We start from the raw sequence: 21,853 nt of genomic DNA on the forward strand, positions 1-21,853 counted from the left end.
AATCCACCAGCGCGATCCCGATGAAAGCTTCCCGATTTTTTGTCTCCACCCTCAAGGAAGCGCCGGCCGACGCTGAAGTCGCGAGCCATCGGCTCATGATGCGCGCCGGCATGATCAAGAAGCTCGGCACCGGTATCTACACCTACATGCCCATGGGCCTGCGCGTGATCCGCAAGGTCGAGGCCATTGTTCGCGAGGAAATGAACCGCGCCGGCGCGGTCGAGCTCACGATGCCCGTGGTGCAGCCGGCAGAGTTCTGGCAAGAGACCGGCCGCTTCGACAAGATGGGCCCCGAGCTTCTGCGCATCAAGGACCGGCACGACCGCGACTTCGTGGTCCAGCCGACCAGCGAAGAAGTGGTGACTGACATCGCGCGCCAGGAAATCCGCAGCTACAAGCAGCTGCCGAAGAATTTCTACCAGATCCAGACCAAGTTCCGGGACGAACGCCGTCCGCGCTTCGGCCTGATGCGTGGGCGCGAGTTCATCATGAAGGACGCCTACAGCTTCGACCGCGACCTGGACGCCGCCAAGGCCAGCTACCAGGTCATGGCCGATGCGTATCGCCGCATCTTCGACCGCTTCGGCCTGCGCTATCGGGCAGTGGCGGCCGACAGCGGCGCCATCGGTGGCGACCTGAGCGAAGAGTTCCAGGTGATTGCCGCCACCGGCGAAGACGCCATCGTCTATTGCCCCGAGAGCAATTACGCCGCAAACATGGAAAAAGCCGAGGCGCTGCCCCCGGCCGGCCCGCGCCCGGCCGCGGCCAAGGCGCTCGACAAGACGCCCACCCCCGGCAAGAGCACCTGTGCCGACGTGGCCGAGCTCCTGGGCGTGCCGCTCTCGACCACCGTCAAGTCGCTGGTGCTTGCAACCGACATCGTCGACGAGGCCGGCAACCTGAAAGGCTCGCAGGTGTGGCTGCTGCTCTTGCGCGGCGACCACGACATGAACGAGATCAAGGTCAGCAAGGTGCCGGGGCTCGACAAGGGCTTCCGCTTTGCCACCCTTGCCGAAATCGATGAGCACTTCGGTTGCAAGCCCGGCTACCTGGGCCCGCTCAACCTCAAGAAGCCCGTCAAGCTCGTGGCAGACCGCGAAGTCGCCGTCATGGCCGACTGGATCACCGGCGCCAACGAAATCGACTTTCACATGACCGGCGTCAACTGGGGCCGCGACCTGCCCGAGCCCGAACTGGTGGCCGACCTGCGCAACGTGGTGGCCGGCGACGCCTCGCCCGACGGCAAAGGCGTGCTCGCCATCGAGCGCGGCATCGAGGTCGGCCATGTGTTCGTGCTCGGCACCAAGTACAGCAAGGACATGAACGCCACCTACCTCGACGAAGGCGGCAAGCCGCAGTTTCTCGAGATGGGCTGCTACGGCATCGGCATCACGCGCCTGCCTGCCGCTGCCATCGAACAGAACCACGACGAGCGCGGCATCATCTGGCCTGACGCACTCGCGCCGTTCACCGTGGTGGTTTGCCCCATTGGCATGGACCGCAGCCCCGAGGTCAAAGTGGCCGCCGAGGCACTCTACGAACAGCTGCTCGCAGCCGGCGTCGATGTGCTGCTCGACGACCGGGGCGAACGCCCGGGTGCGATGTTTGCCGACTGGGAACTGATCGGCGTGCCGCACCGCGTGGTCATTTCCGACCGTGGCCTGAAGGAAGGCCAGCTCGAATACCAGCATCGCCGCGACACCGCGGCCACCAAGGTGCCGGTGGCCGGCATTGCCGAATTCATCACCGGCAAGCTCGCGAAATGAGCGTGGAGGGCGGCCTCTCGCGACGCCAATGCCTGGGCGCCGCCGCTGCGGCGGGCGCCTTGGCGGCGCTGTCGCTGCCACAAGCCGCCCATGCCGGTGCGCAGATCGAAGAGCCGCTGATCGACTCGGTGCGCACCGCGCTGAGCTCGGCCGTTCATAACAAGGCGCCGCCGGTTCCAGAGTTTTCGAGCACCGAGGCTCGGCTGAACTATTTGCGCTGGCTCGGTGAAATGAGCGAGCGCCTCAAGAAAAAGATTGCCGACTGGCCCACGCGCAAGGAGTTCTTGCAGACCGTCTGGTACGAGAGCAAGCGCTCGGGTCTCGACGTGAGCCTGGTGCTTGGGCTCATCCAGGTCGAGAGCAACTTCCGAAAGTTCGCGGTGTCCAGCGCCGGCGCCCGAGGCTACATGCAGGTCATGCCGTTCTGGACCCGCGTGATCGGCGACAGCGACCCGGCCAAGCTGTTCCACATGCAGACCAACCTGCGCTTCGGCTGCGTCATCCTGCGCCACTATCTCGACCGCGAGCAGGGTGACCTGTACATGACGCTTGGCCGCTACAACGGCAGCCGTGGCAAGTCGCCGTATCCGAACGCCGTGTTCGCGAACCAGCGCCTCTGGACCTTCGTCGACAGGGACCGCGCGGCCGCCTGACCACTTGGCGCAGAAGGCGGCGGGCTAAGCCCTTGTGACCATGACCTGGTCGATGCGATAGCTGTCGACGTCCATCACCTCGAAGGTGTAGCCGCCCCAACTCACGCTGTCGGTACGCTTGGGCACGCGGCGCAGCATCACCATCAAGAACCCGGCGAGCGTTTCGTATTCATCCGAATGCGGCAGTTCGTCGATGTGCAATGCGCGCTGCACGTCCTGGATCGGCGTCACGCCGTCGATCAACCAGGAGTTCTCGTCGCGCTTCACGATCTGCTCTTCGTCGGGCATCGACACCAGGTCGCCCATCACCGTGCTCATCACATCGTTGAGCGTGATCACGCCCACCACCAGGCTGTACTCGTTGACGATGATCGCGAAGTCTTCATGCGCCTGCTGAAACTGCTCGAGCACCTCGGTAAGCGAAAGCCGGTCCGGAACAACCAGTGCCTTGTGCAGCGGCAACCCCTTGTCGAAAGCCAGCGGCTGGCCGCTCAGCACGCGCTGGAACATGTCCTTCGCATCGACATACCCAAGCACGTGGTCGATATCGCCGTCGCATACCGGATAGGCAGAAAAAGGCTCGGCCACAATGCGCGCCCGCAAAACCGATTCCGGGTCGTCGTGCAGAAACCAGGCGATGTTGTCTCGCACCGTCATCACGCTGCTCACCAGGCGCGTGTCCAGTTCGAACACATTGGCGATCACCTGCTGCTCGCGCACCGCGAGCACGCCCGCGCGGGCGCCGGCTTCGGTCATGGCCAGGATGTCGGCCGAGGTGATCTTGTCGTCCCGCACCAGCGGCATGCCCAACACCTTGAACAGCATGTCGGTCGAGCGAGTGAACAGCCACACCAGCGGCTTGAACGCCGTGATCAGCAGCAGCATCGGTCCGACCATGCGCACGGCGATGTGCTCCGGGTTGCTCATGCCGAGCCGCTTTGGAAACAGGTCGGCAAAAACCAGGAAGACCGCAATGACGATCACGAACGAACACATGAAAGCCACGTTCGCCGAGGCTTCCACGCTCATCCAGTTCTCGAAGAAGCGCGCAAAGTACGGGCTGAGCGAGCCCTCACCCACCACGCCGCCAAGAATGGCCACTGCGTTGAGGCCGATCTGCACCACCGTGAAATAGTGGCCCGGCTGCTCCTGCACGCGCAGCACGCGCTCGGCCCTGGCATCGCCTTCGTCGGCCATCTGGCGCAGCCGCAGGCGCCGCGAGGCGGCAAGGGTGATCTCGGCAAGTGAGAAGAATGCGCTCATCGCGATCAGCAAGACGATGATGAGCAGGCTTTGGGTAAGAGTCATGATGGCACTTCGAAGAGTGCCATGGTGCCATGACATGGCGCCCATTCCGGCGACCGCCGCGGAACCGGCCTTGCCCGGCCTCCGTAAACCCTAGACCCCGCCGTGCGGGTGGGTCGGATCGACCCAGAGCACCGATTCCGGTTTTTCCACCGGCTCGATGTCCAGGTTGACGGCCACCGCTTCGCCGTCGCTGCGGCACAGCACGCACTCGAGCGGTTCGGTGGCGCTGGCGTTGATTTCCTGGTGCGGCACATAGGGCGGCACGTAGATGAAATCGCCCGGCCCGGCTTCGGCTGTGAACTCGAGCTTTTCACCCCAGCGCATGCGCGCGCGGCCGCGCACGACATAGATCACCGATTCAAGGTGCCCGTGGTGATGGGCACCCGTCTTGGCGTCGGCATGGATGGTGACGGTGCCGGCCCAAAGCTTCTGCGCACCGACGCGGGCAAAGTTGATGGCTGCCGCCCGGTTCATGCCGGGCGTCTGCGCCGTGTTGACGTCGAGCTGGTTGGCCGCGACCACGCGCACCCCGTCGTGCTTCCAGGCGGGAGCAGCCTCGCCGTCGTGCGAATGACCATCGTGATCGTGGCTCATGGCAGGCCCCGAAAAAAAGAATCAGGCGGGGTTGCTGCCGCCCAGCACTTGCTGCAGCTCGCCCGATTCGTACATCTCCATCATGATGTCCGAGCCGCCTACGAATTCGCCCTTTACGTAGAGCTGGGGAATCGTCGGCCAGTTGCTGTATTCCTTGATGCCCTGGCGAATGCCGTCGTCTTCGAGCACGTTGACGGTCTTGAGCGTCTTGGTGTCGACACCGACCGCCTTGAGGATCTGGATTGCACGGCCCGAAAAACCGCACATCGGAAAGCTCGCGTTGCCCTTCATGAAGAGCACGAGGTCGTTGGTCTTGACGAGGTCGTCGATGCGTTGTTGAGCGTCGGACATGGGGACTCCTGAAAAAGTGGGCTTGAGGGGATTATTTCACCGGCCGCCAGATTCCGCCGGAACAGCGCGCGATGCCGGCAAGGTCATCGCGGCTTTGGACTTCCGCAAAACCGCGCGTTTCCAAAAGCTGGCGCACGGCCGCTGCCTGGTCGTGGCCGTGTTCCAGCAGCAGCCAGCCGCCGTTGGCAAGGTGCGACGGCGCGCTCCGCACGATCTGGCGAATGTCGTCCAGCCCGTCGGCACCCGCCACCAGCGCAGCCGGGGGTTCGTGCCGAAGCGCAGGCAGATGCGGATCGCCGGCCGCGATGTAAGGCGGGTTGCTGGCAATGACGGCGTAGCCACCGGCCGCACCCTCCAGCCAATGGGCTTGGCTGAAATGCACCGGGAGACCAAGGCGCTCCGCATTGGCCCGGGCGACGGCCAGCGCATCGGCGCTCGCATCGACCGCGTCGACCTGCGAATCCGGCCGCGCATGCTGCAGCGCCAGCGCGATGGCGCCGCTGCCGGTGCCCAGGTCGAGCACCCGCGGAGCGTCATGGCCTTCAAGGCACTCCAGGGCCCAGTCGACCAGCGTTTCGGTGTCGGGGCGCGGCACCAGCACCCGCGCGTCCACCTGCAGGGTCAGGCCGTGAAACTCCTTTTCGCCGAGCAGGTAGGCCACCGGTTCGCCCGCCAGCCTGCGCGACAGCCGCGCGGCCAGTGCGGACCACGCGGCGCCCGGAATGGCGTCGGTGTCGTGCGCCAGCAGCCACGCGCGGTCGTGCGCCGCGCGGCCCAGCGTGTGCAGCAGCAGCAGCTGGGCGTCGAGCCTGTCGATGCCCAGCGCCGCCGCCGCGGCCAGCGCCTGCGCCACGGTGGCCGGGGTGGTGGCATCCGTCATCGTCACGCCGGCAGGCTCGATTCGAGCTCGGCCAGCTGCTCGGCCTCGCGCGCGGCGCGCAGGGCGTCGAGCACGTCGCCCAGGTCGCCCTCCATGATCGCCAGCAGCTTGTAGAGCGTGAGGTTGATGCGGTGGTCGGTGAGCCGGCCCTGCGGAAAGTTGTATGTACGAATGCGGTCCGAGCGGTCGCCGCTGCCGATAAGGCCCTTGCGCATGGCGGCGTCCTTGGCGGCCCGCTCGCTGCGCTCCTTCTCCTGGATGCGCGCGGACAGCACCTGCAGTGCCTTCGCCTTGTTGCGGTGCTGGCTGCGATCGTCCTGGCACTCGGCCACGATGCCGGTGGGAATGTGCGTGATGCGCACTGCCGAGTCGGTCTTGTTGATGTGCTGGCCGCCGGCGCCGCTCGCGCGGTAGGTGTCGATGCGCAGGTCGGCCGGATTGATCTGCACCGCCACCGTTTCGTCGGGTTCGGCCAGCACGGCCACCGTGCAGGCACTGGTATGGATGCGGCCCTGGGTTTCGGTTGCCGGCACGCGCTGCACGCGATGGCCGCCCGACTCGAACCGCAGGTGCCCGAACACGTCATTGCCTACGATGCGGATCACCACCTCCTTGTAGCCGCCGAGCTCGCTTTCGCTTTCGCTCACCACCTCGCAGCGCCAGCCGGCGCGCTCGCAGTAGCGCGTGTACATGCGCAGCAGGTCACCCGCGAAAAGCGCCGATTCGTCGCCGCCTGTGCCCGCGCGGATTTCAAGGAATGCGTTGCGCGCGTCGTCCGGGTCTTTTGGCAGCAGCAGGCGCTGCAGCTCTTCCTCGAGCTGGGCCAACTCGGCCTCGGCACCGGCAATTTCTTCTTGCGCCATTTCGGCCATGTCGGGGTCGTCGAGCATTTCGCGTGCGCCGGCAATGTCGGCTTCGCGCTGCTTGTAGCGCTCGTAGCGCCCCGCGATCTGCGTGACCTCGGCATGCTCGCGCGAGATGGTGCGGTACTGCGCCATGTCGCTCATGATGTCTTCGCGCGAAAGCAGGAAGTCGAGTTCGCCGAGGCGGTGCGCATAGCGCTCGAGTTGTTGGCGCAGAAAAGGTTTCACGTCGAAAAATGCCGAAGAAGAAGGGGGAGTGCGGCTCGCGGCGGCAAGGCGCAGGATGGCCGCGGCAACAACGGGCCGGGCCGGCGGCGGCAAGCGTCGCTAACGCTCTTTGCGCAGGAAGAGCCGCGAAATCGTCTGGGCCGTCTGCTCGCGCGAAGCCGCGTCGCCCGCGTGCAGTTCGGCCAGGGCGCCGTGCAGCATCTTCTGCGTGAGCCCGCGCGACATGGCTTCGAGCACCGCATCGACCGATTCGCCCTTGGCCAGCAGCTTGCGCGCACGCGCCATTTCGGCCGCCCGCCATTCGTCGGTCTGGGCGTTGAGCTGCTGGATGAGCGGCACCGTGCCGCGCTGGCCGAGCCAGTGCATGAAGCTCTGCACACCGGCGTCGATGATCACTTCGGCCTGCGCCACCGCGGCCTGCCGGTTGGCCTGGCCTTGCTGCACCACCTGGGCGAGATCGTCCACGGTGTACAGATAGATGTCTTCGAGCGCCTTCACTTCGGGCTCGATGTCGCGCGGCACCGCCAGGTCGACCATGAACATCGGGCGGTGCTTGCGAGCCTTGAGCGCGCGTTCCACTGCCCCCAGGCCGATGATCGGCAGCGTGCTGGCGGTGCAGCTCACCACGATGTCGAATTCTGCGAGCCGGCTCGGCAGGTCGGCCAGTCGCATGGCCTCGCCACCAAAGCGCGAAGCCAGTTTTTCACCGCGCTCGAGCGTGCGGTTGGCAATGGTGATCGATTTCGGATCCTTGGCGGCGAAGTGCGTCGCAGCCAGGTCGATCATTTCGCCCGCGCCCACGAACAGCACGCGCGTCTGGTGCAGGTCTTCGAAGAGCTGGCCGGCCAGCCGGACCGCAGCGGCCGCCATGCTGATGGAATGCGCGCCGATTTCGGTGGCGGTACGCACTTCTTTTGCAACCGCGAAAGACCGCTGGAACAACTGGTTGAGCGTGCTGCCAAGCGCGCCCGCCGTTTCGGCGGCGCGCACGGCGTCTTTCATCTGGCCGAGGATCTGCGCTTCGCCCAGCACCATGGAGTCGAGCCCGCTGGCCACCCGGAAGGCATGGCGCGCAGCCTCGTCGTCGTGCAGCGTGTACGAATGCGAGCGCAGCAGCGCCGGCGCCACGCCGCCGTTTTCGGCGAGCCACCCGAGCGTATGGTCGAGCGCGGCGTGTTCGGCGGCGCAATAGATCTCGGTGCGGTTGCAGGTGGAGATGATTGCGGCTTCGACCTGCGGATGGCGGCCGGAGGCGAACGAGCTGCGCAAGCTTTGCAGCGTGGGTGCCAGTTGATCGAGCGCGAACGCAAAACGACCGCGCAGATCGAGCGGCGCGGTCGTGTGGTTCAACCCGAGGGTCCAGACTGACATATTCTCCTGATTATAAAATCAGCAGGAGCTGTGCGGCTGCCAAGGGGTTTGCCGCATACCCAGCATCACACGAAAGGGCGCCGCGGGCGCCCTTGGCTTTATCTGGCGCTTCCCGCCTTGCCCAACCCCTTCTCCTGGCACCCCTCCATGTCCCTGCTGGCACTGCTCAACCATCTGCTCAACTTTGTCGCCCCCGCCTTGGCCGTCGGTTTCATGTGCGCGCTGGCGGGCCGGGTTTTCGGCCGCCGCGCCGGAGCGCCGGCCTGGTGGATACAGGGGGCAATCAACTTCGGCGTGGGCACGTTGGTGCTCCTGGCCGGGCTGGTCTTTTCTGGTCGTGATGGCGCGATGATCACCTACGCAGCGCTCGTGCTGGCCTGCGCTACAAGTCAATGGACGGTGTCGAAAAGTTGGCAGAAATAGGCCGATACCGAAACAATTGTTACGTCTTGCGTGTCAAGATGTTACTTGGGTTAATATATTAATTGGAGTGGTAATTTTTCACACCTGAGAACGATTTTTGGCGAACTGCCTTGACCATCTAGGGAAAGGCGAGCCTTTGGACGGTATAGATGTATTTGCATCCTCTTCTTGCCAGCGTTCCCCAAGACGAACGGGCAGCGTTTGTCCAGCGCATCGAACTTCGTTCCTACCGTCGAAACGAGGTTGTGCTGGGTGCGGATGATTGGACAGACCGCATCTACTGCGTCGCCACCGGCCTGCTGCGGGTGGTGGTGCAAGGCAGCGAAGACAGCGGCGACGTCACTACCGATTTCATCAGGCAGGATGATCTGTTCCTGAATGCCGCCCCCATCGAACAGCGATACCAGCCGGGCGCAACCCTCATTGCGGCACTGCCCACCTCTCTTTATCTTGTGCCCGCGCTTGAATTGCGCGCCCTGTGCGATCGGCATCCGGCCGTGACGATGGGGCTGCTGGAGATAGTGATGAAGCGCACCACGGTGCTGCGCAGGCAGATCAGGCAGATTTCATCGGCTTCGTCCGAGCGGCTCATCAGCCGCATCCTCCACGAGCTCACCGTGCTGGCGCCGGGCACCGGCGGGGGCTACGACAAGCGCATCACGCAGTCGGTCATCGCCTCTTATTCAGGGCTCTCCCGGATGCAGGTCAACAAGACCATGCGCGACCTGGAGCGTCGCGGCCTGGTCAGGAGAGACGAGCACGGGGTCTATGTGCCGCCGCATTTCGCGTCGTCGGACTTCCAGGAGCTTGCGCCGGGCGAGGCCAGCAGCCCACCGGCAAACCCGCCTCCCGGCGAGGTGGGGCCGTCGTTTTTTTCGGAACTGTTCGAAGAGCCCAAGCCGGGCAAGCCCCGCAAGGGCTGAGCGCGGCGCGCCGGGGCGGCGCCGCTCAAGACTGCCAGTTTGCCGGGTCGATCCGCTCAGCCTACCGCCAGGCGGGTTCCCGTGCCGCTCGCCGATTTGCGGATTCCGTCCGGTCCGTAGAAGGGCTGGGCGCTGGCCTGCAGGTAATGCAGCGCGTTTTGCGTGAAATCGAGCTGGCTGTACACCATCGAGCCGTTGCGGCGGTTGTCGGTCCTGGCTTGGTGGGCAAGTTCGACCAGCGCAGTCCAGGCGGCCAGCGATGCTTCGCCATCGGCGGCCGCAGCCGCATCGGCGCCCACTCGGCCGGGCTCGAAGCCGCGAGCCACCTGGGCCGCCTCCCGGGCCTGGTCGAGTGCCGCCATGCGATCGAGCAGGCCGGTCTTGCGTTCGGTCAAAACCGGCAGCTCCGCAAAACGGCCGTTCTTCATGGCGTCTGCTTCCTGGTCGAGCAGGGACAGGAATTCCTCTACGCAGGATTTCTCGGCCAACAGGTGAACCAGCATGGCGGTTACAGCTTTCCGTTTTCTTGCAGCAGTTCGCGCACGCTGCTCAGGAGGCCGCGGGCGATCCGGTCGGGATGAATTTCGTAGCGCCCGGCCCGGATGTCCTCGCGGATCGCGGCCACGCGCGCTGCGTCGAAATCGGTATTGAGCGCTTCGGGCAGCGAATGCACCTGTCCCGTCGAGAGCTGCACCACGTCCTTGCCACCCTGGGCGGCTTCGGTGCCGCTGGCTGGCGATGACGATGCGCCCTTCTTGGTTCGGGTGAGCGGTGTGGCCGACGGGGCAGATGGATCGATTTTCAAGATGGTTCCTCAAAGGGCTGCCTTGTGTATCGGCAGTTCGGGCCGAAACTTTAGGGCATGGCGCACTGCGCCGTAAATTCGGCTACTGCGCCAGCCGTATCTGGCCTTCCTCGTCGGCCACGCCGCTGACCAGGCGGCCGTCCAGGGTCTTGGCCCGTACGATGGCGCCTGCCCCGGCGCTGGTCATTGCGCGGGCCTCGGTACTCACACTGTAGCCCGGCCCGGCGGCAACCACCGTGACCGTCTGGCCTTGTTGGATCACCGCCACGCCGCGCACCATTTCGCGCCGCAGCGGCGCGCCCGACGCAATGCGGTTGGCCGCCACCACGCCTTCGAGCTCCGACGGGTCCGTTACAACGGAGCGGGGGAGCGCCGTGAGGTCGCCGTTGCGCGCGGCAAAGTCGCCGGCGCCCAGGGGCTTTCCGGTGTCGATGTTCTGCAGCGCAACAAAGTAGCGGCCCTCGACGGCGACATGGGCCAGCACAAAGCGCGTCCAGGGCTTTTGCTCCGAATGGCAGCGCAGGCCCACCGACACACGGCCCCAGGCCGCGGCGCCGCGCGGCAGAAAAGGCTCGAGCGCGTCGCAGGGCGGCAACGAGCCGGAGCCGGGGGCCTCGACGCGGATGCTCACCTTGCCCGGCAGCCCGGCGGTTTGCGCCTGAAGAAACTTGTCCACGGCAACGCGGACGTCGCCTGTGAGTGGCGCAGCGGCAACGGGCATTGCCGCTGCGAGTCCTGCTGCCAAGGCTGGCAGCACGATCTTCAGGAGGCGCGCGTGGGAGTAGGTTTTTTCCATCATGGGTGCCCGGCAATTCTAGGAAGACGCCCCGGATCCGAAGATTCGAAGTGCACGCCAAATGCCCCTTTGTTCGGGCCATTGCGAAAGCAGTGCATGCATAGACTCGCTTTCCATCAGTCGCCATGCCCACCTGGGACGCGGCACCACCAATGATGGAAAAACATGATCGACAAGCTGGATGCGGCGCTGCGCTTCAACCGCGAAGCACTCAACCTCCGGGCACAGCGCCAGGAAGTGCTGGCCGCCAACATTGCCCACGCCGACACGCCCAACTACAAGGCGCGTGACTTCGATTTTTCGAGCCGCCTCACGCAAGCAGTAGAGCAGGGCCGCGGGGGGCAGTCGGTGCAGATGGCCGCCACGTCGGCCCGCCACATCCAGGGCCAGGCCTCATCGATGCCCGACCGCGATTTGCTGTACCGCGTGCCGAGCCAACCCAGCATTGACGGAAACACCGTCGAGATGGATGCCGAGCGCATCAACTTCGCCGACAACGCGCTGCGCTACGAGGCCAACCTCACCGTGGTCAGCGCCAAGATCAAGTCGCTGCTCGCCGCGGCGCAGTAAGCACAGGAGAGACACGCATGCCGCATCCGAGCGCATCCATGAACATCTTCAGCGTGGCGGGTTCCGCCATGTCCGCGCAGTCGCAGCGCATGAACGTGACCGCGAGCAACCTCGCCAACGCCGAGAGCGTGGCCGGCCCCGACGGCAAGCCCTACCGCGCCAAGCAGGTGGTGTTCGAAGTCGATTCTTCCGGCTCCGGCCAGCAGGACATCGGCGGCGTCAAGGTGGCCCGCGTGGTCGAGGACGCCTCGCCGCTGAAGATGGTCTTCGACCCCAAGAGCCCGCATGCAAACCCCGAAGGCTACGTGTCGATGCCCAACGTCAACGTGGTCGAGGAGATGACCAACATGATCTCCGCCTCCCGCAACTACCAGGCCAACGTCGAGGTGCTGAACACCGCCAAGACCCTCATGGTCAAGACGCTGAGCATCGGCCAGTAATCCGTACACCCACACCAAAAGCCATGGCCATTTCCGACACCTCCTCCATCACCGGGCTCAACGCCGCCACCGCCGCTTCGAGCGCGGGCAATACCTCCGGAGTCGACAGCGAACAGCGCTTCCTCAAGCTGCTGGTAACGCAGCTCAACAACCAGGACCCGCTCAACCCGATGGAGAACGCCGAGCTCACCAGCCAGCTCGCGCAGATGAGCACCGTGAGCGGCATCGAGCGGCTCAACACGGCGCTGAGCGGCCTGGTCAACCAGACCGGTACCAACCAGGTGCTGCAGGCGGCATCGCTCATTGGCTACAACGTGCTGTCGCCGGGCAACACCATCGGCACCACCGAACCCAAGGCCGGCGAAGAGCCGGCGGCCGTGCCCTTTGCGGTGCAGCTGCCGGGTACGGCCGGCAACGTCGAAGTGAAGATCGTCAATGCCGCCGGCAACACGGTGCGAACCATGTCGCTCGGCTCCATGACTGAAGGCGTCAATGCCGTCAGCTGGGACGGCAAGGCCGACGACGGCACCGTGGCAGCGCCCGGTTCGTACACCTTCACGGTTTCGGCCAGCAACAACGGCACCGACGTGAAAGCCACCTCGCTGGTCTTCTCGCAGGTGGCTGCAGTCAAGCAGGGGGCCGACGGCATCACGCTCGAACTGATGTCGGGCAACAGCATCGGCCTGGCCGATGTGCGCATGTTCCTCTGAGCAACCGCGGCATGCGTTCTTCATCGGCAGCGGCCCCGGCGCCGCAAGCCATTTCCATTTTTTCCTCGCACTGAAACAAGGATTCGATCATGGGCTTTTCCCAAGGCATCAGCGGCTTGTCCGCAGCCGCCGCCAACCTGGACGTCATCGGCAACAACATCGCCAACTCCGGCACCGTCGGCTTCAAGTCAGGGGCGGCAACGTTCCAGGACGTGTATGCAGGCTCGCGCGTCGGCCTCGGCGTTGCGGTGTCGGGCATCGTGCAGAACTTTACCCAGGGCTCGGTGCAAACCAGCAGCCGGCCCCTGGACATCGCCATTCTCAACGGCGACGGTTTCTTCCGCCTCAGCAGCCCCAGCGGCGAGGTGATGTATTCGCGCAATGGCCAGTTCACGCGCGACAAGGACGGCTTTGTCGTCAACGCCGCCGGCTTGCGCCTGACGGGCTACGGCGTTTCGGCCACCGGCGGACTCGACGGCGGCACGCCCGGCCCGCTGCAGATCCAGACCACGGCCATGAGCCCGAAGGCCACCACCGCCATCGACGCCACCTTCAACCTGGACGCGCGCGGCACGGTGCCCACCAAGACCCCGTTCTCCCCGACCGATTCGGACACCTTCAACTATTCGAACGCGCTCGGCCCGATCTTCGATTCGCTCGGCAATCCGCATGAGCTCGGCGTTTTCTTCGTGAAGACCGGTGCCAACGCCTGGAACGTGTACGGCGCCGCCGACGGCACCGCGCTCAACGCCGGTGCCCCCATCTCGACGATGACCTTCGACGGCAACGGCAACCTGCTTACGCCCGCGGGCGGCTCGATCACCCTGCCGACGATGAACTTCGGCAACGGTTCGGTGGCGCTCAATTCCACGGTGGACCTCTCGGGCACCACGCAGTTCGGCAACGCCAATGAAATCAAGACGCTGAAGCAGGACGGCTTCACCTCGGGCACGCTGACGTCGTTCTCGATCAACCCCGACGGCACCATTACCGGCAAGTTCTCCAACGAGCAGACCACGCTGATGGGCCAGGTCGTGCTGACGTCGTTCGCCAACCCCAACGGCCTGGAGCCCAAGGGCGAGAACGTCTGGGCCGAAACACTGGCCTCGGGCCAGCCGCTCACCGGCACGCCGGGCGCAGGCACCAAGCAGGGCTCGCTCGCCTCGGGCGCGCTGGAAGCCTCCAACGTCGACCTGACCTCCGAGCTCGTCAACCTCATCGTCGCGCAGCGCAGCTACCAGGCCAATGCGCAAACGGTGAAGACGCAGGATCAGGTCGTGCAGACGCTGATCAACATCCGCTGAGTAGCTTATGGACCGCATGCTGTATGTCGCCATGAGCGGCGCCAAGCAGGCCATGGAGCAGCAAGCCTCCGTCGCCAACAACATGGCGAACGCCTCGACTCCCGGGTTCCGCGCGCAGATCAACAGCTTTCGCGCAGTGCCGGTGACCGGCGGCGGCCCGGAAGCGTCGACACGCTCCTACGTGGTTGCCACCACGCCGGGTGCCGACTTCAGCCACGGTCCGCTCACCGAAACCGGCCGCGCACTCGACGTAGCGGTGCACGGCGACGGCTGGCTCGTGGTGCAGACGCCTGACGGCGGCGAAGCCTACACCCGCGTGGGCAACCTGCAGGTCAACGCCGAAGGCCAGCTCACCACCATGGGCTCACGCCCGGTGCTCGGCGATGCCGGCGCGCTCGTGGTGCCGCCCGGCTCCGCCGTCTCCATTGCCGCCAACGGCCTCGTCACGGCGCGCGGCGCCGGCGACCCTGCCATCGGCATTGCCGAGGTGGGCCGCCTCAAGCTGGTCAACCCGCCCACGGCCGACCTGGTGCGTGGCGCCGACGGCCTGTTTCGCATGCGCGAGGGCCTGCCGCCCGCTGAAGCCGATGCCGCTGTCTCAGTGACCACCGGTGCCGTCGAGGGCAGCAATGTCAACGGCGTCGAGGCCATGGTGGCCATGATCGCCAACGCCCGCAGCTTCGAAATGCAGATGAAGTCGATGCGCACCGCGGACGACAACGCGCAATCGGCCAACAAGCTGCTGGCGTACGGCTAAGCCTGCGCCTCACACAACTCCCAAGGAATTTTTCATCATGATGCGCTCGCTCTACATCGCCAAGACCGGTCTCGATGCACAACAGACCCAACTCGACGTGGTGTCGAACAACCTCGCCAACGTCGGCACCACGGGCTTCAAGAGAAGCCGTGCCGTGTTCGAGGACCTGATGTACCAGAACCTGCGCCAGGTTGGCGGCCAGACTTCGGACCAGACCCGCCTGCCTTCGGGCCTGCAGGTTGGCACCGGCGTGCACGTGGTCGCAACCGAGCGCATCCACTCGCAGGGCAACCTCACCAAGACCGACAAGCCGACGGACGTTGCCATCAACGGCGGCGGCTTCTTCCAGGTGCTGATGCCCGATGGCACCACCTCGTACACGCGCGACGGTTCCTTCCAGACCGACCGCGACGGCCAGCTCGTCACGGCCAGCGGCTTTCCGGTGCAGCCGGCCATCACGCTGCCCGCCAACGCGACCAGCCTGACTGTCGGCCGCGACGGCATCGTTTCGATCACGCAGGCAGGCTCCACCAACACGGTGCAGGTCGGACAGCTGCAACTGGCCACGTTCCTGAACCCCGCCGGCCTGCAGAGCAAGGGCGAGAACCTCTACGCCGAGACCGACGCATCGGGCGCACCCAACCAGGTGAACCCGGGCGTGGACGGCGCCGGCATCCTGAGCCAGGGCTACGTCGAGGCATCGAACGTCAACGTGGTCGAAGAGCTCGTGAACATGATCGCTACACAGCGCGCCTACGAGATCAACAGCAAGGCGGTCCAAACCTCGGACCAGATGCTGCAGCGCCTCGCACAGTTATGACCTCCCACAGTCTTCGCGCACTTCTCTTGTCGGCGCTGGCCGTCGTGCTGGCCACGGGCTGCGCGCAGGTGCCGCGCGAGCCGCTGGTGCACCAGCCGATGACGGCGCGGGCGGAGACCATGGCTTCTGCGCCGCGGCGCGCGAACGGCGCGATCTTCCAGGACGGTCCCGGCGGCAGCGCACTGTTCGAAGACCGCAGGCCCCGCAACGTGGGCGACATCCTGACCATCGTCATCAGCGAGCGGGTCAACGCCAGCAAGAACTCCGGCGCCTCCGCAAGCCGCACCGGCAGCCTGGCCGCCGACTTTGCAGGCGGCATTCCAAAGCTGCTGGGCTCGCTGCTCAACGGCCAGGACGCCAAGCTGTCCGGCGGCAACAAGCTCGACGCCAAGGGCGGCGCCAACGCCAACAACACCTTCAACGGCGTGATCACCGTCACGGTGGTCGATGTGATGCGCAACGGCAACTTGCTGGTCAGCGGCGAGAAGCAGATGGGCATCAACCAGGGCACCGAATACATCCGGTTCTCGGGCGTGGTGAATCCGCGCACGGTTTCCGGCAACAACACCGTGCCGTCGACCCTGGTGGCCGACGCACGCATCGAATACACGGCCAAGGGCTATATCGACGAGGCGCAGCACATGGGTTGGATGCAGCGCTTCTTCCTGAATGTCATGCCGTTCTAGACCATGAAAAACATCTGCAATACCGTGCGCCGTGTCGGCCTGCTGGCGCTGTGCGCCATGGCCCTGCATTCACCCGCCCATGCCGAGCGCCTGAAGGAACTGGCGAGCATCCAGGGCGTGCGCGACAACCCGCTGATCGGCTACGGCCTGATGGTGGGCCTGGACGGAACGGGCGACCAGACCATGCAGACGCCGTTCACCACGCAAAGCCTGAACAACATGCTGCAGCAGCTCGGCATCACGATTCCGCAGGGCGTGAACATGCAGCTTAAGAACGTGGCGGCGGTCATGGTCACGGCCACGCTGCCCTCGTTCGCGCGCCCGGGCCAGAACATCGACGTGACCGTGTCGTCCATGGGCAATGCCAAGAGCCTGCGCGGCGGCACGCTGCTCATGACGCCGCTCAAGGGTGCCGACGGGCAGGTGTACGCCATTGCGCAAGGCAACATGGTGGTCGGCGGTGCCGGCGCATCGGCCAACGGCAGCAAGGCGCAGATCAACCAGCTCAGCTCGGGACGCATTCCCGGCGGCGCGCTGGTGGAGCGTGGCGTCGAGGCGCCCGTGGGCGGCGAGGGCATGTTCTCGCTCGAACTCAACCGGTCCGATTTCGGCACGGTGCAGCGCGCGGTCGATGCCATCAACCGGCAGTTCGGCCCCGGCACCGCGCAGGCGCTCGATGCCCGCGTGATCCAGGTGCAGGCACCCGCACAGCAAGAGCGTGTCGGCTTTCTCGCGCAGCTCGAAAGCCTCGAGGTCACGCCCACGCAGGCGGTGGCACGCGTGGTCGTCAATGCGCGTACCGGCTCGGTGGTGATGAACCAGGCGGTGCGCGTGAACGACTGCGCCGTGGCGCACGGCAACCTTTCAGTGGTCATCAACACCGATCCCGTGGTGAGCCAGCCCAACGCATTCGCAGGCGGCAATACCGTGGTCGGCCAAACCTCGCAAATCTCCATCAACCAGGGCGGCGGCGCCTTGCAGATGGTGCGCGGCGGCGCTTCGCTGGCCGACGTGATCAAGGGCCTGAACAGCCTGGGCGCCAATCCGCAAGACCTGGTGTCCATCCTGCAGGCCATGAAGTCCGCCGGCGCACTGCGCGCCGAGCTCGAAATCATCTGAACACCGGCATGGCAATTCCAGAAAGCAGAAGCGGCGCGCTCGACCAGCGTCTTGCGCTCGACGTACAGAGCGTCGACGCATTGCGCTACACCGTTCGCAACTCGCCTGACGAAGGCCTGAAGCAGGTGTCGCGGCAGTTCGAGGCGCTGTTCATGAACATGGTGCTCAAGAGCATGCGCGAGGCCACGCCCTCCAGCGGCCTGCTCGAGAACCGCGACGAGAAGGTCTACCTCTCGATGCTCGACCAGCAGCTTGCGCAGAACCTCTCGGGCCGCGGCGTGGGCCTGGCCGAGGCAATGCTTGCGCAGCTCAGCCGCAGCGCGGCGTCGGGCGGCGAATCGGAGAGCGGCGTGGAGGGCATGTCGCTGGCTCCGCGCCCGGGCTTTCCGATCACGCCGCAGTCGGGCATTCCGCTCGGCTCCGCACCGTCGTCGTTTGCACCGGCCTCGGCCGCATCGTCCTCGGCTGCACCGTCTTCGTCCGTGCCTGCAAGGCAGGCTGCCGCACCGGTCGACCTGAGCATCTACCAGCGCAACAGCGAACGTCCGGCGGCAGCGGCAGCCGTTGCGTCGCTGCAAGGCAACGTCGACAGTTTCGTGCAGCGCATGGGCGGCTCCGCGCAGGTGGCAAGCGCCGCCAGCGGCGTGCCCGCGCCGCTCATTCTTGCGCAGGCCGCGCTCGAATCGGGCTGGGGCAAGCGCGAGATTCGCGCGGACGACGGCACGCAGAGCTTCAACCTGTTCGGCATCAAGGCCGACCGCAGCTGGAAGGGCCCCGTGGTGGAAACCACCACCACCGAGTACGTGGACGGCGAACCGCAGCGCGTGCGCGCCAAGTTCAGGGCCTACGCCTCGTACGACGAAGCCTTTACCGACTACGCCAAGTTCATCACCCGCAATCCGCGCTACGCCAACGTGCTGGCGGCGGATACGCCGGCCGAGGCAGCGCATGGCCTGCAGAAGGCCGGCTACGCAACCGATCCCCAGTACGGGCAGAAGCTCGTTCGCATCATGCAGAAGTTCAGCTGAAGGAATTCATATGGCAGAGATCATCGCCCCCGCACAACAACAAAACCTCCGGGGCGGCGCGGCGCCCGCCGTTTCCAGCCGGCTGGAGGTCGTGACCTTCACGCTGGGCCAGGAAGAGTACGGAATCGACATCCAGAAGGTGCAGGAGCTGCGCGGCTACGACGCGGTGACGCGCATTGCCAATGCGCCCGAATACATCAAGGGCGTGGTGAACCTGCGCGGAATCATCGTTCCGATCATCGACATGCGCATCAAGTTCCAGCTGGGCGCACCGACCTATGACCAGTTCACGGTGGTGATCGTGCTGAACATCGGCGGTCGCGTGGTGGGCATGGTGGTGGACAGCGTGTCGGACGTGATCACGCTGAGCGCAGAGCAGATCAAGCCCGCGCCCGAGATGGGCGCCGTGCTGGACACGGACTACCTGATCGGTCTGGGCACGCTGGACGAGCGGATGCTCATCCTGGTGGACATCGACAAGCTGATGTCCAGCGACGAGATGGGCCTGATCGAAAAACTCACCTGACATTGATACATACGGAGCAACCGAAATGAAGAACCTGAAAATTGGCACGCGGCTTGGCATCGGTTTTGCCCTGGTGCTGGCACTCATGGCGTGCATTGCAGGCATCGGCGTGTTCCGTTTGCAAGGCGTGGGCCACGCGGTACAGGAGATGGTGGAGCGCTCGCTGGTCAAAGAGCGGCTGGCCGCCAACTGGCTGCTCAACACAAGCAGCAACAGCGTGCGCACCTTCGCGCTGGTCAAGAGCAACGATGCGCAAGTGCAGGAGTATCTGCAAAAGCACATGAGCAAGACCAGTGCGAGCATTTCCGAAACGCAGTCCAAGCTCGAGGCCATGCTCGATTCGCCCGAAGAGCAGGCGATCAGCGCCGACATCAAGGAAAAGCGCAGCCAGTACGTCAACCTGCGCAACGCCATTCTCAAGCTGAAGAGCGAGGGCAAGCAGGACGAGGCCGCTGCGCTCACCAACGACAAGCTGGTGCCCATGCTCGACGTGTATGACGCGAGCATTCGCAGCATGCTGACGCACCAGGCGGAACGGATCGACAAGGCCGCCGACGCCGTGGAGGGCCTGAACCGCGCTGGCCGTGCCAACGTGATTGTGCTGGCCGTGGTTGCGCTGCTGCTCGGCGCCGTGCTGGCGTGGCTCCTCACCCGCAGCATTACCCGCCCGTTGAACGAGGCGGTGCGCGTGGCGCAAACCGTTGCGGGCGGCGACCTCACGAGCCATATCGAATCGTCGTCCACCGACGAGACGGGCCTCTTGATGCAGGCCCTGAAGAACATGAACACGAGCCTGGCCACTGTGGTCGGCGGCGTGCGCACCGGCACCGATGCCATTGCCACCGCCTCGGGCCAGATTGCCGCAGGCAACCAGGACCTGTCTTCGCGCACCGAAGAGCAGGCCAGCTCGCTCGAAGAAACCGCCGCCTCGATGGAAGAGCTCACCTCGACCGTCAAGCAGAACGCCGACAACGCCCGCCAGGCCAACCAGCTGGCCCTGTCCGCCTCCGAAGTCGCAATCAAGGGCGGCAACGTCGTCGGCCAGGTCGTCGACACCATGGCCTCGATCAATGCCTCGTCCAAGAAGATCGTCGACATCATCGGCGTGATCGACGGCATTGCGTTCCAGACCAACATCCTGGCGCTCAATGCGGCCGTCGAAGCCGCCCGGGCGGGCGAGCAGGGCAGGGGCTTTGCCGTTGTCGCCTCCGAAGTGCGCAGCCTTGCGCAGCGCTCGGCCGCGGCCGCCAAGGAAATCAAGGGCCTGATCGACGACTCGGTAGGCAAGGTCGATGTGGGCAGCGCCCTGGTGGGCGAAGCCGGCAAGACGATGGAAGAGATCGTGAGCGGCGTCAAGCGTGTCGCGGACATCATCGGCGAGATCACCGCGGCAAGCCAGGAGCAGAGCACCGGCATCGAGCAGGTGAACCAGGCCATCGCGCAGATGGACCAGGTGACGCAGCAGAACGCGGCGCTGGTCGAAGAAGCCGCTGCTGCGGCGCAATCGATGCAGGAGCAGGCCGCCAGCCTGGTGAGCGCTGTGAGCGTGTTCAGGCTGGAGCCCGGCACGCAGCCGCAGCGTGGCGAGCTGACGTTTGCGGCGCCTGCGACACGAACGGCAATCGGGCCCCTCAAGTCCGCTCCCAGGGCTCTGCGCCCTGCGCTGGGCAGCAAAAGCGAGGCTACCGCACCCCGGCAACTGGCCGCGGCCAGCACCGCAGCCGGCGATTGGACGGAATTTTGAACTAATGGCCTCAAGTCTTGCGCGGACCTGCCGATAAACCTGTCGACAGAACCGCACAAAAGACATCCACCCTAGGAAGAGACTAATGTTCAACCGTTTGAATCCCCGTGGCCTGCGCATCGGCCAGAAGCTCGGGCTGTTCACGGCCAGCGCCATCATGGGCGTGGCGGCCCTGACTGCCCTTTTCCTGATTTCGGAGCGCAAGCTCATCCTGGAGGAGCGCCAGGCCGGCGTGCGCCAGGTGGTCGAAAGCGCGCATGGCCTGCTGACCCATTACCACGGGCTCGTGGCCAAGGGCACGTTGACCGAGCCGCAGGCCAAGGAGCAGGCCATGCAGGCGATTCGCGGCCTGCGCTACAGCGGCACCGAGTATTTCTGGATCAACGACATGCAGCCGCGCATGGTGATGCATCCGATCAGCCCGGCGCTGGAGAACAAGGATCTGTCGTCCAACAAGGATGCCAACGGCAAGCGGCTGTTCGTCTCGTTCGTCGACACCGTCAAGGCCAGCGGCGCGGGCTTCGTTCCCTATCTGTGGGCCAAGCCCGGCAGCGACAAGCCGGTGCCCAAGGTTTCGTACGTCAAGGGCTTCGAACCCTGGGGCTGGATCATCGGCTCAGGCGTCTATGTGGACACGGTGCAAACCACGATCATGGGCCGGATCATTGCCCTGTCGATCGGTGCGGCGGTGCTGGCCGCGGGGCTGCTCGTTCTGGGCTGGGCAATTTCGCGCGGCCTGCTGAAGCAGCTCGGCGGCGAGCCCGCAGACGCGACAGCCATTGCGCACCGCATTGCCGATGGCGACCTCGCGGTTCGCATCGACCTGAAGCGCGGCGACCAGGAGAGCTTGCTGCACGCAATCCAGGGCATGCGCGACAGCCTTGCCAAGGTGGCGGGCGAAGTGCGCACCGGCACCGACGCCATCGCCACCGCCTCTGGGCAGATTGCCGCAGGCAACCAGGACCTGTCATCGCGCACCGAAGAGCAAGCCAGCTCGCTCGAAGAAACAGCCGCTTCGATGGAAGAACTCACCTCTACCGTCAAGCAGAACGCCGACAACGCCCGCCAGGCCAACCAGCTGGCCCTTTCGGCCTCCGAAGTGGCCGTGCGCGGCGGCGGCGTGGTCAGCCAGGTGGTGGACACCATGGGCTCCATCAACACCTCGTCCAAGAAGATCGTCGACATCAT

At 65.3% G+C, this 21,853-nt stretch carries 25 protein-coding genes; 16 read left to right on the top strand and 9 right to left on the bottom strand.

The window, feature by feature from the left end:
• Positions 1-20 precede the first annotated feature (20 nt).
• Entirely contained in the window at positions 21-1,766 is a 1,746-nt protein-coding gene (locus J2X67_RS07065) for a proline--tRNA ligase (protein ID WP_309951759.1), read from the top strand.
• Complete coding sequence (locus tag J2X67_RS07070; RefSeq protein ID WP_309951760.1) at positions 1,763-2,419, top strand: lytic transglycosylase domain-containing protein; 657 nt, start codon at positions 1,763-1,765, stop codon at positions 2,417-2,419. Before J2X67_RS07065 ends, J2X67_RS07070 begins: the two co-directional genes overlap by 4 nt.
• Positions 2,420-2,443: 24 nt before the next feature.
• Here J2X67_RS07070 and J2X67_RS07075 read toward each other — a convergent pair whose 3' ends face one another.
• From J2X67_RS07075 to hemA, 6 genes are all read right to left on the bottom strand, one after another.
• The gene (locus tag J2X67_RS07075; protein ID WP_309951762.1) at positions 2,444-3,727 is read right to left on the bottom strand and encodes a hemolysin family protein; all 1,284 of its coding nucleotides are present in this window, start codon (positions 3,725-3,727) and stop codon (positions 2,444-2,446) included.
• A gap of 90 nt (positions 3,728-3,817) precedes the next feature.
• Positions 3,818-4,321 (bottom strand): cupin domain-containing protein, encoded by a 504-nt coding sequence (locus tag J2X67_RS07080; RefSeq protein ID WP_309951764.1) that lies wholly within the window; start codon positions 4,319-4,321, stop codon positions 3,818-3,820.
• 21 nt (positions 4,322-4,342) lie between these two features.
• Positions 4,343-4,672, bottom strand: coding sequence for a Grx4 family monothiol glutaredoxin (gene grxD, locus J2X67_RS07085; RefSeq protein ID WP_124960760.1), 330 nt, complete (start codon positions 4,670-4,672; stop codon positions 4,343-4,345).
• Between the two features lie 31 nt (positions 4,673-4,703).
• Positions 4,704-5,552 (bottom strand): peptide chain release factor N(5)-glutamine methyltransferase, encoded by an 849-nt coding sequence (gene prmC, locus J2X67_RS07090; protein ID WP_309951825.1) that lies wholly within the window; start codon positions 5,550-5,552, stop codon positions 4,704-4,706.
• 2 nt (positions 5,553-5,554) lie between these two features.
• Positions 5,555-6,643 (bottom strand): peptide chain release factor 1, encoded by a 1,089-nt coding sequence (prfA, locus tag J2X67_RS07095; protein WP_309951826.1) that lies wholly within the window; start codon positions 6,641-6,643, stop codon positions 5,555-5,557.
• Between the two features lie 99 nt (positions 6,644-6,742).
• Positions 6,743-8,014, bottom strand: a complete 1,272-nt coding sequence (hemA, locus tag J2X67_RS07100; RefSeq protein WP_309951767.1) for a glutamyl-tRNA reductase — start codon at positions 8,012-8,014, stop codon at positions 6,743-6,745.
• A 147-nt stretch (positions 8,015-8,161) separates the two neighbouring features.
• On the opposite strand from hemA, the gene J2X67_RS07105 reads away from it, so the two are divergent.
• Together J2X67_RS07105 and J2X67_RS07110 are read left to right on the top strand one after the other, a co-directional pair.
• Positions 8,162-8,437, top strand: coding sequence for a hypothetical protein (locus tag J2X67_RS07105; RefSeq protein ID WP_309951769.1), 276 nt, complete (start codon positions 8,162-8,164; stop codon positions 8,435-8,437).
• A 149-nt stretch (positions 8,438-8,586) separates the two neighbouring features.
• A complete protein-coding gene (locus tag J2X67_RS07110) occupies positions 8,587-9,360 on the top strand; it encodes a Crp/Fnr family transcriptional regulator (protein ID WP_309951771.1) in 774 nt (257 codons plus the stop codon).
• A gap of 56 nt (positions 9,361-9,416) precedes the next feature.
• Here the strand turns inward: J2X67_RS07110 and J2X67_RS07115 are convergent, their stop codons facing one another.
• The 3 genes from J2X67_RS07115 to flgA form a co-directional block, all read right to left on the bottom strand.
• On the bottom strand, positions 9,417-9,863 hold the full coding sequence (locus tag J2X67_RS07115; RefSeq protein ID WP_309951773.1) for a flagellar protein FlgN: 447 nt from the start codon (positions 9,861-9,863) through the stop codon (positions 9,417-9,419).
• Positions 9,864-9,868: 5 nt separating this feature from the next.
• Entirely contained in the window at positions 9,869-10,165 is a 297-nt protein-coding gene (flgM, locus tag J2X67_RS07120; RefSeq protein ID WP_309951775.1) for a flagellar biosynthesis anti-sigma factor FlgM, read from the bottom strand.
• 82 nt (positions 10,166-10,247) lie between these two features.
• The gene (gene flgA, locus J2X67_RS07125) at positions 10,248-10,961 is read right to left on the bottom strand and encodes a flagellar basal body P-ring formation chaperone FlgA (RefSeq protein WP_309951777.1); all 714 of its coding nucleotides are present in this window, start codon (positions 10,959-10,961) and stop codon (positions 10,248-10,250) included.
• Positions 10,962-11,126: 165 nt separating this feature from the next.
• Between flgA and flgB the strand changes: the two genes are divergently transcribed.
• The 12 genes from flgB to J2X67_RS07185 all read left to right on the top strand — a co-directional run.
• Positions 11,127-11,531, top strand: a complete 405-nt coding sequence (gene flgB / locus J2X67_RS07130) for a flagellar basal body rod protein FlgB (RefSeq protein ID WP_309951779.1) — start codon at positions 11,127-11,129, stop codon at positions 11,529-11,531.
• 17 nt (positions 11,532-11,548) lie between these two features.
• Positions 11,549-11,971, top strand: coding sequence for a flagellar basal body rod protein FlgC (flgC, locus tag J2X67_RS07135; RefSeq protein ID WP_309951781.1), 423 nt, complete (start codon positions 11,549-11,551; stop codon positions 11,969-11,971).
• A gap of 23 nt (positions 11,972-11,994) precedes the next feature.
• A complete protein-coding gene (locus J2X67_RS07140) occupies positions 11,995-12,681 on the top strand; it encodes a flagellar hook assembly protein FlgD (RefSeq protein ID WP_309951783.1) in 687 nt (228 codons plus the stop codon).
• An 89-nt stretch (positions 12,682-12,770) separates the two neighbouring features.
• The gene (gene flgE / locus J2X67_RS07145) at positions 12,771-13,985 is read left to right on the top strand and encodes a flagellar hook protein FlgE (RefSeq protein ID WP_309951784.1); all 1,215 of its coding nucleotides are present in this window, start codon (positions 12,771-12,773) and stop codon (positions 13,983-13,985) included.
• Between the two features lie 7 nt (positions 13,986-13,992).
• Positions 13,993-14,742 carry a flagellar basal body rod protein FlgF gene (locus tag J2X67_RS07150; RefSeq protein WP_309951786.1) on the top strand — a complete coding sequence of 250 codons (750 nt, stop codon included), beginning with the start codon at positions 13,993-13,995 and terminating at the stop codon, positions 14,740-14,742.
• Between the two features lie 37 nt (positions 14,743-14,779).
• Positions 14,780-15,562, top strand: a complete 783-nt coding sequence (gene flgG, locus J2X67_RS07155) for a flagellar basal-body rod protein FlgG (RefSeq protein WP_281151307.1) — start codon at positions 14,780-14,782, stop codon at positions 15,560-15,562.
• Positions 15,559-16,248, top strand: coding sequence for a flagellar basal body L-ring protein FlgH (locus J2X67_RS07160; RefSeq protein ID WP_309951788.1), 690 nt, complete (start codon positions 15,559-15,561; stop codon positions 16,246-16,248). The genes flgG and J2X67_RS07160 overlap by 4 nt, the downstream gene beginning before the upstream one ends.
• A gap of 57 nt (positions 16,249-16,305) precedes the next feature.
• Positions 16,306-17,367: a flagellar basal body P-ring protein FlgI gene (locus J2X67_RS07165; protein ID WP_309951827.1), complete on the top strand. Its 1,062-nt coding sequence runs from the start codon at positions 16,306-16,308 to the stop codon at positions 17,365-17,367.
• 8 nt (positions 17,368-17,375) lie between these two features.
• Positions 17,376-18,395: a flagellar assembly peptidoglycan hydrolase FlgJ gene (flgJ, locus tag J2X67_RS07170; protein ID WP_309951789.1), complete on the top strand. Its 1,020-nt coding sequence runs from the start codon at positions 17,376-17,378 to the stop codon at positions 18,393-18,395.
• A 10-nt stretch (positions 18,396-18,405) separates the two neighbouring features.
• Positions 18,406-18,921: a chemotaxis protein CheW gene (locus tag J2X67_RS07175; RefSeq protein ID WP_281151311.1), complete on the top strand. Its 516-nt coding sequence runs from the start codon at positions 18,406-18,408 to the stop codon at positions 18,919-18,921.
• A gap of 25 nt (positions 18,922-18,946) precedes the next feature.
• Entirely contained in the window at positions 18,947-20,665 is a 1,719-nt protein-coding gene (locus tag J2X67_RS07180; RefSeq protein WP_309951791.1) for a methyl-accepting chemotaxis protein, read from the top strand.
• 85 nt (positions 20,666-20,750) lie between these two features.
• Positions 20,751-21,853: cache domain-containing protein (locus J2X67_RS07185; protein WP_309951792.1), on the top strand; the 1,103-nt coding region annotated here is incomplete at its 3' end.

The sequence above is a fragment of the Variovorax sp. 3319 genome (assembly GCF_031456585.1).
In the GTDB taxonomy this organism is placed as follows: Bacteria; Pseudomonadota; Gammaproteobacteria; order Burkholderiales; family Burkholderiaceae_C; genus Variovorax; species Variovorax paradoxus_P.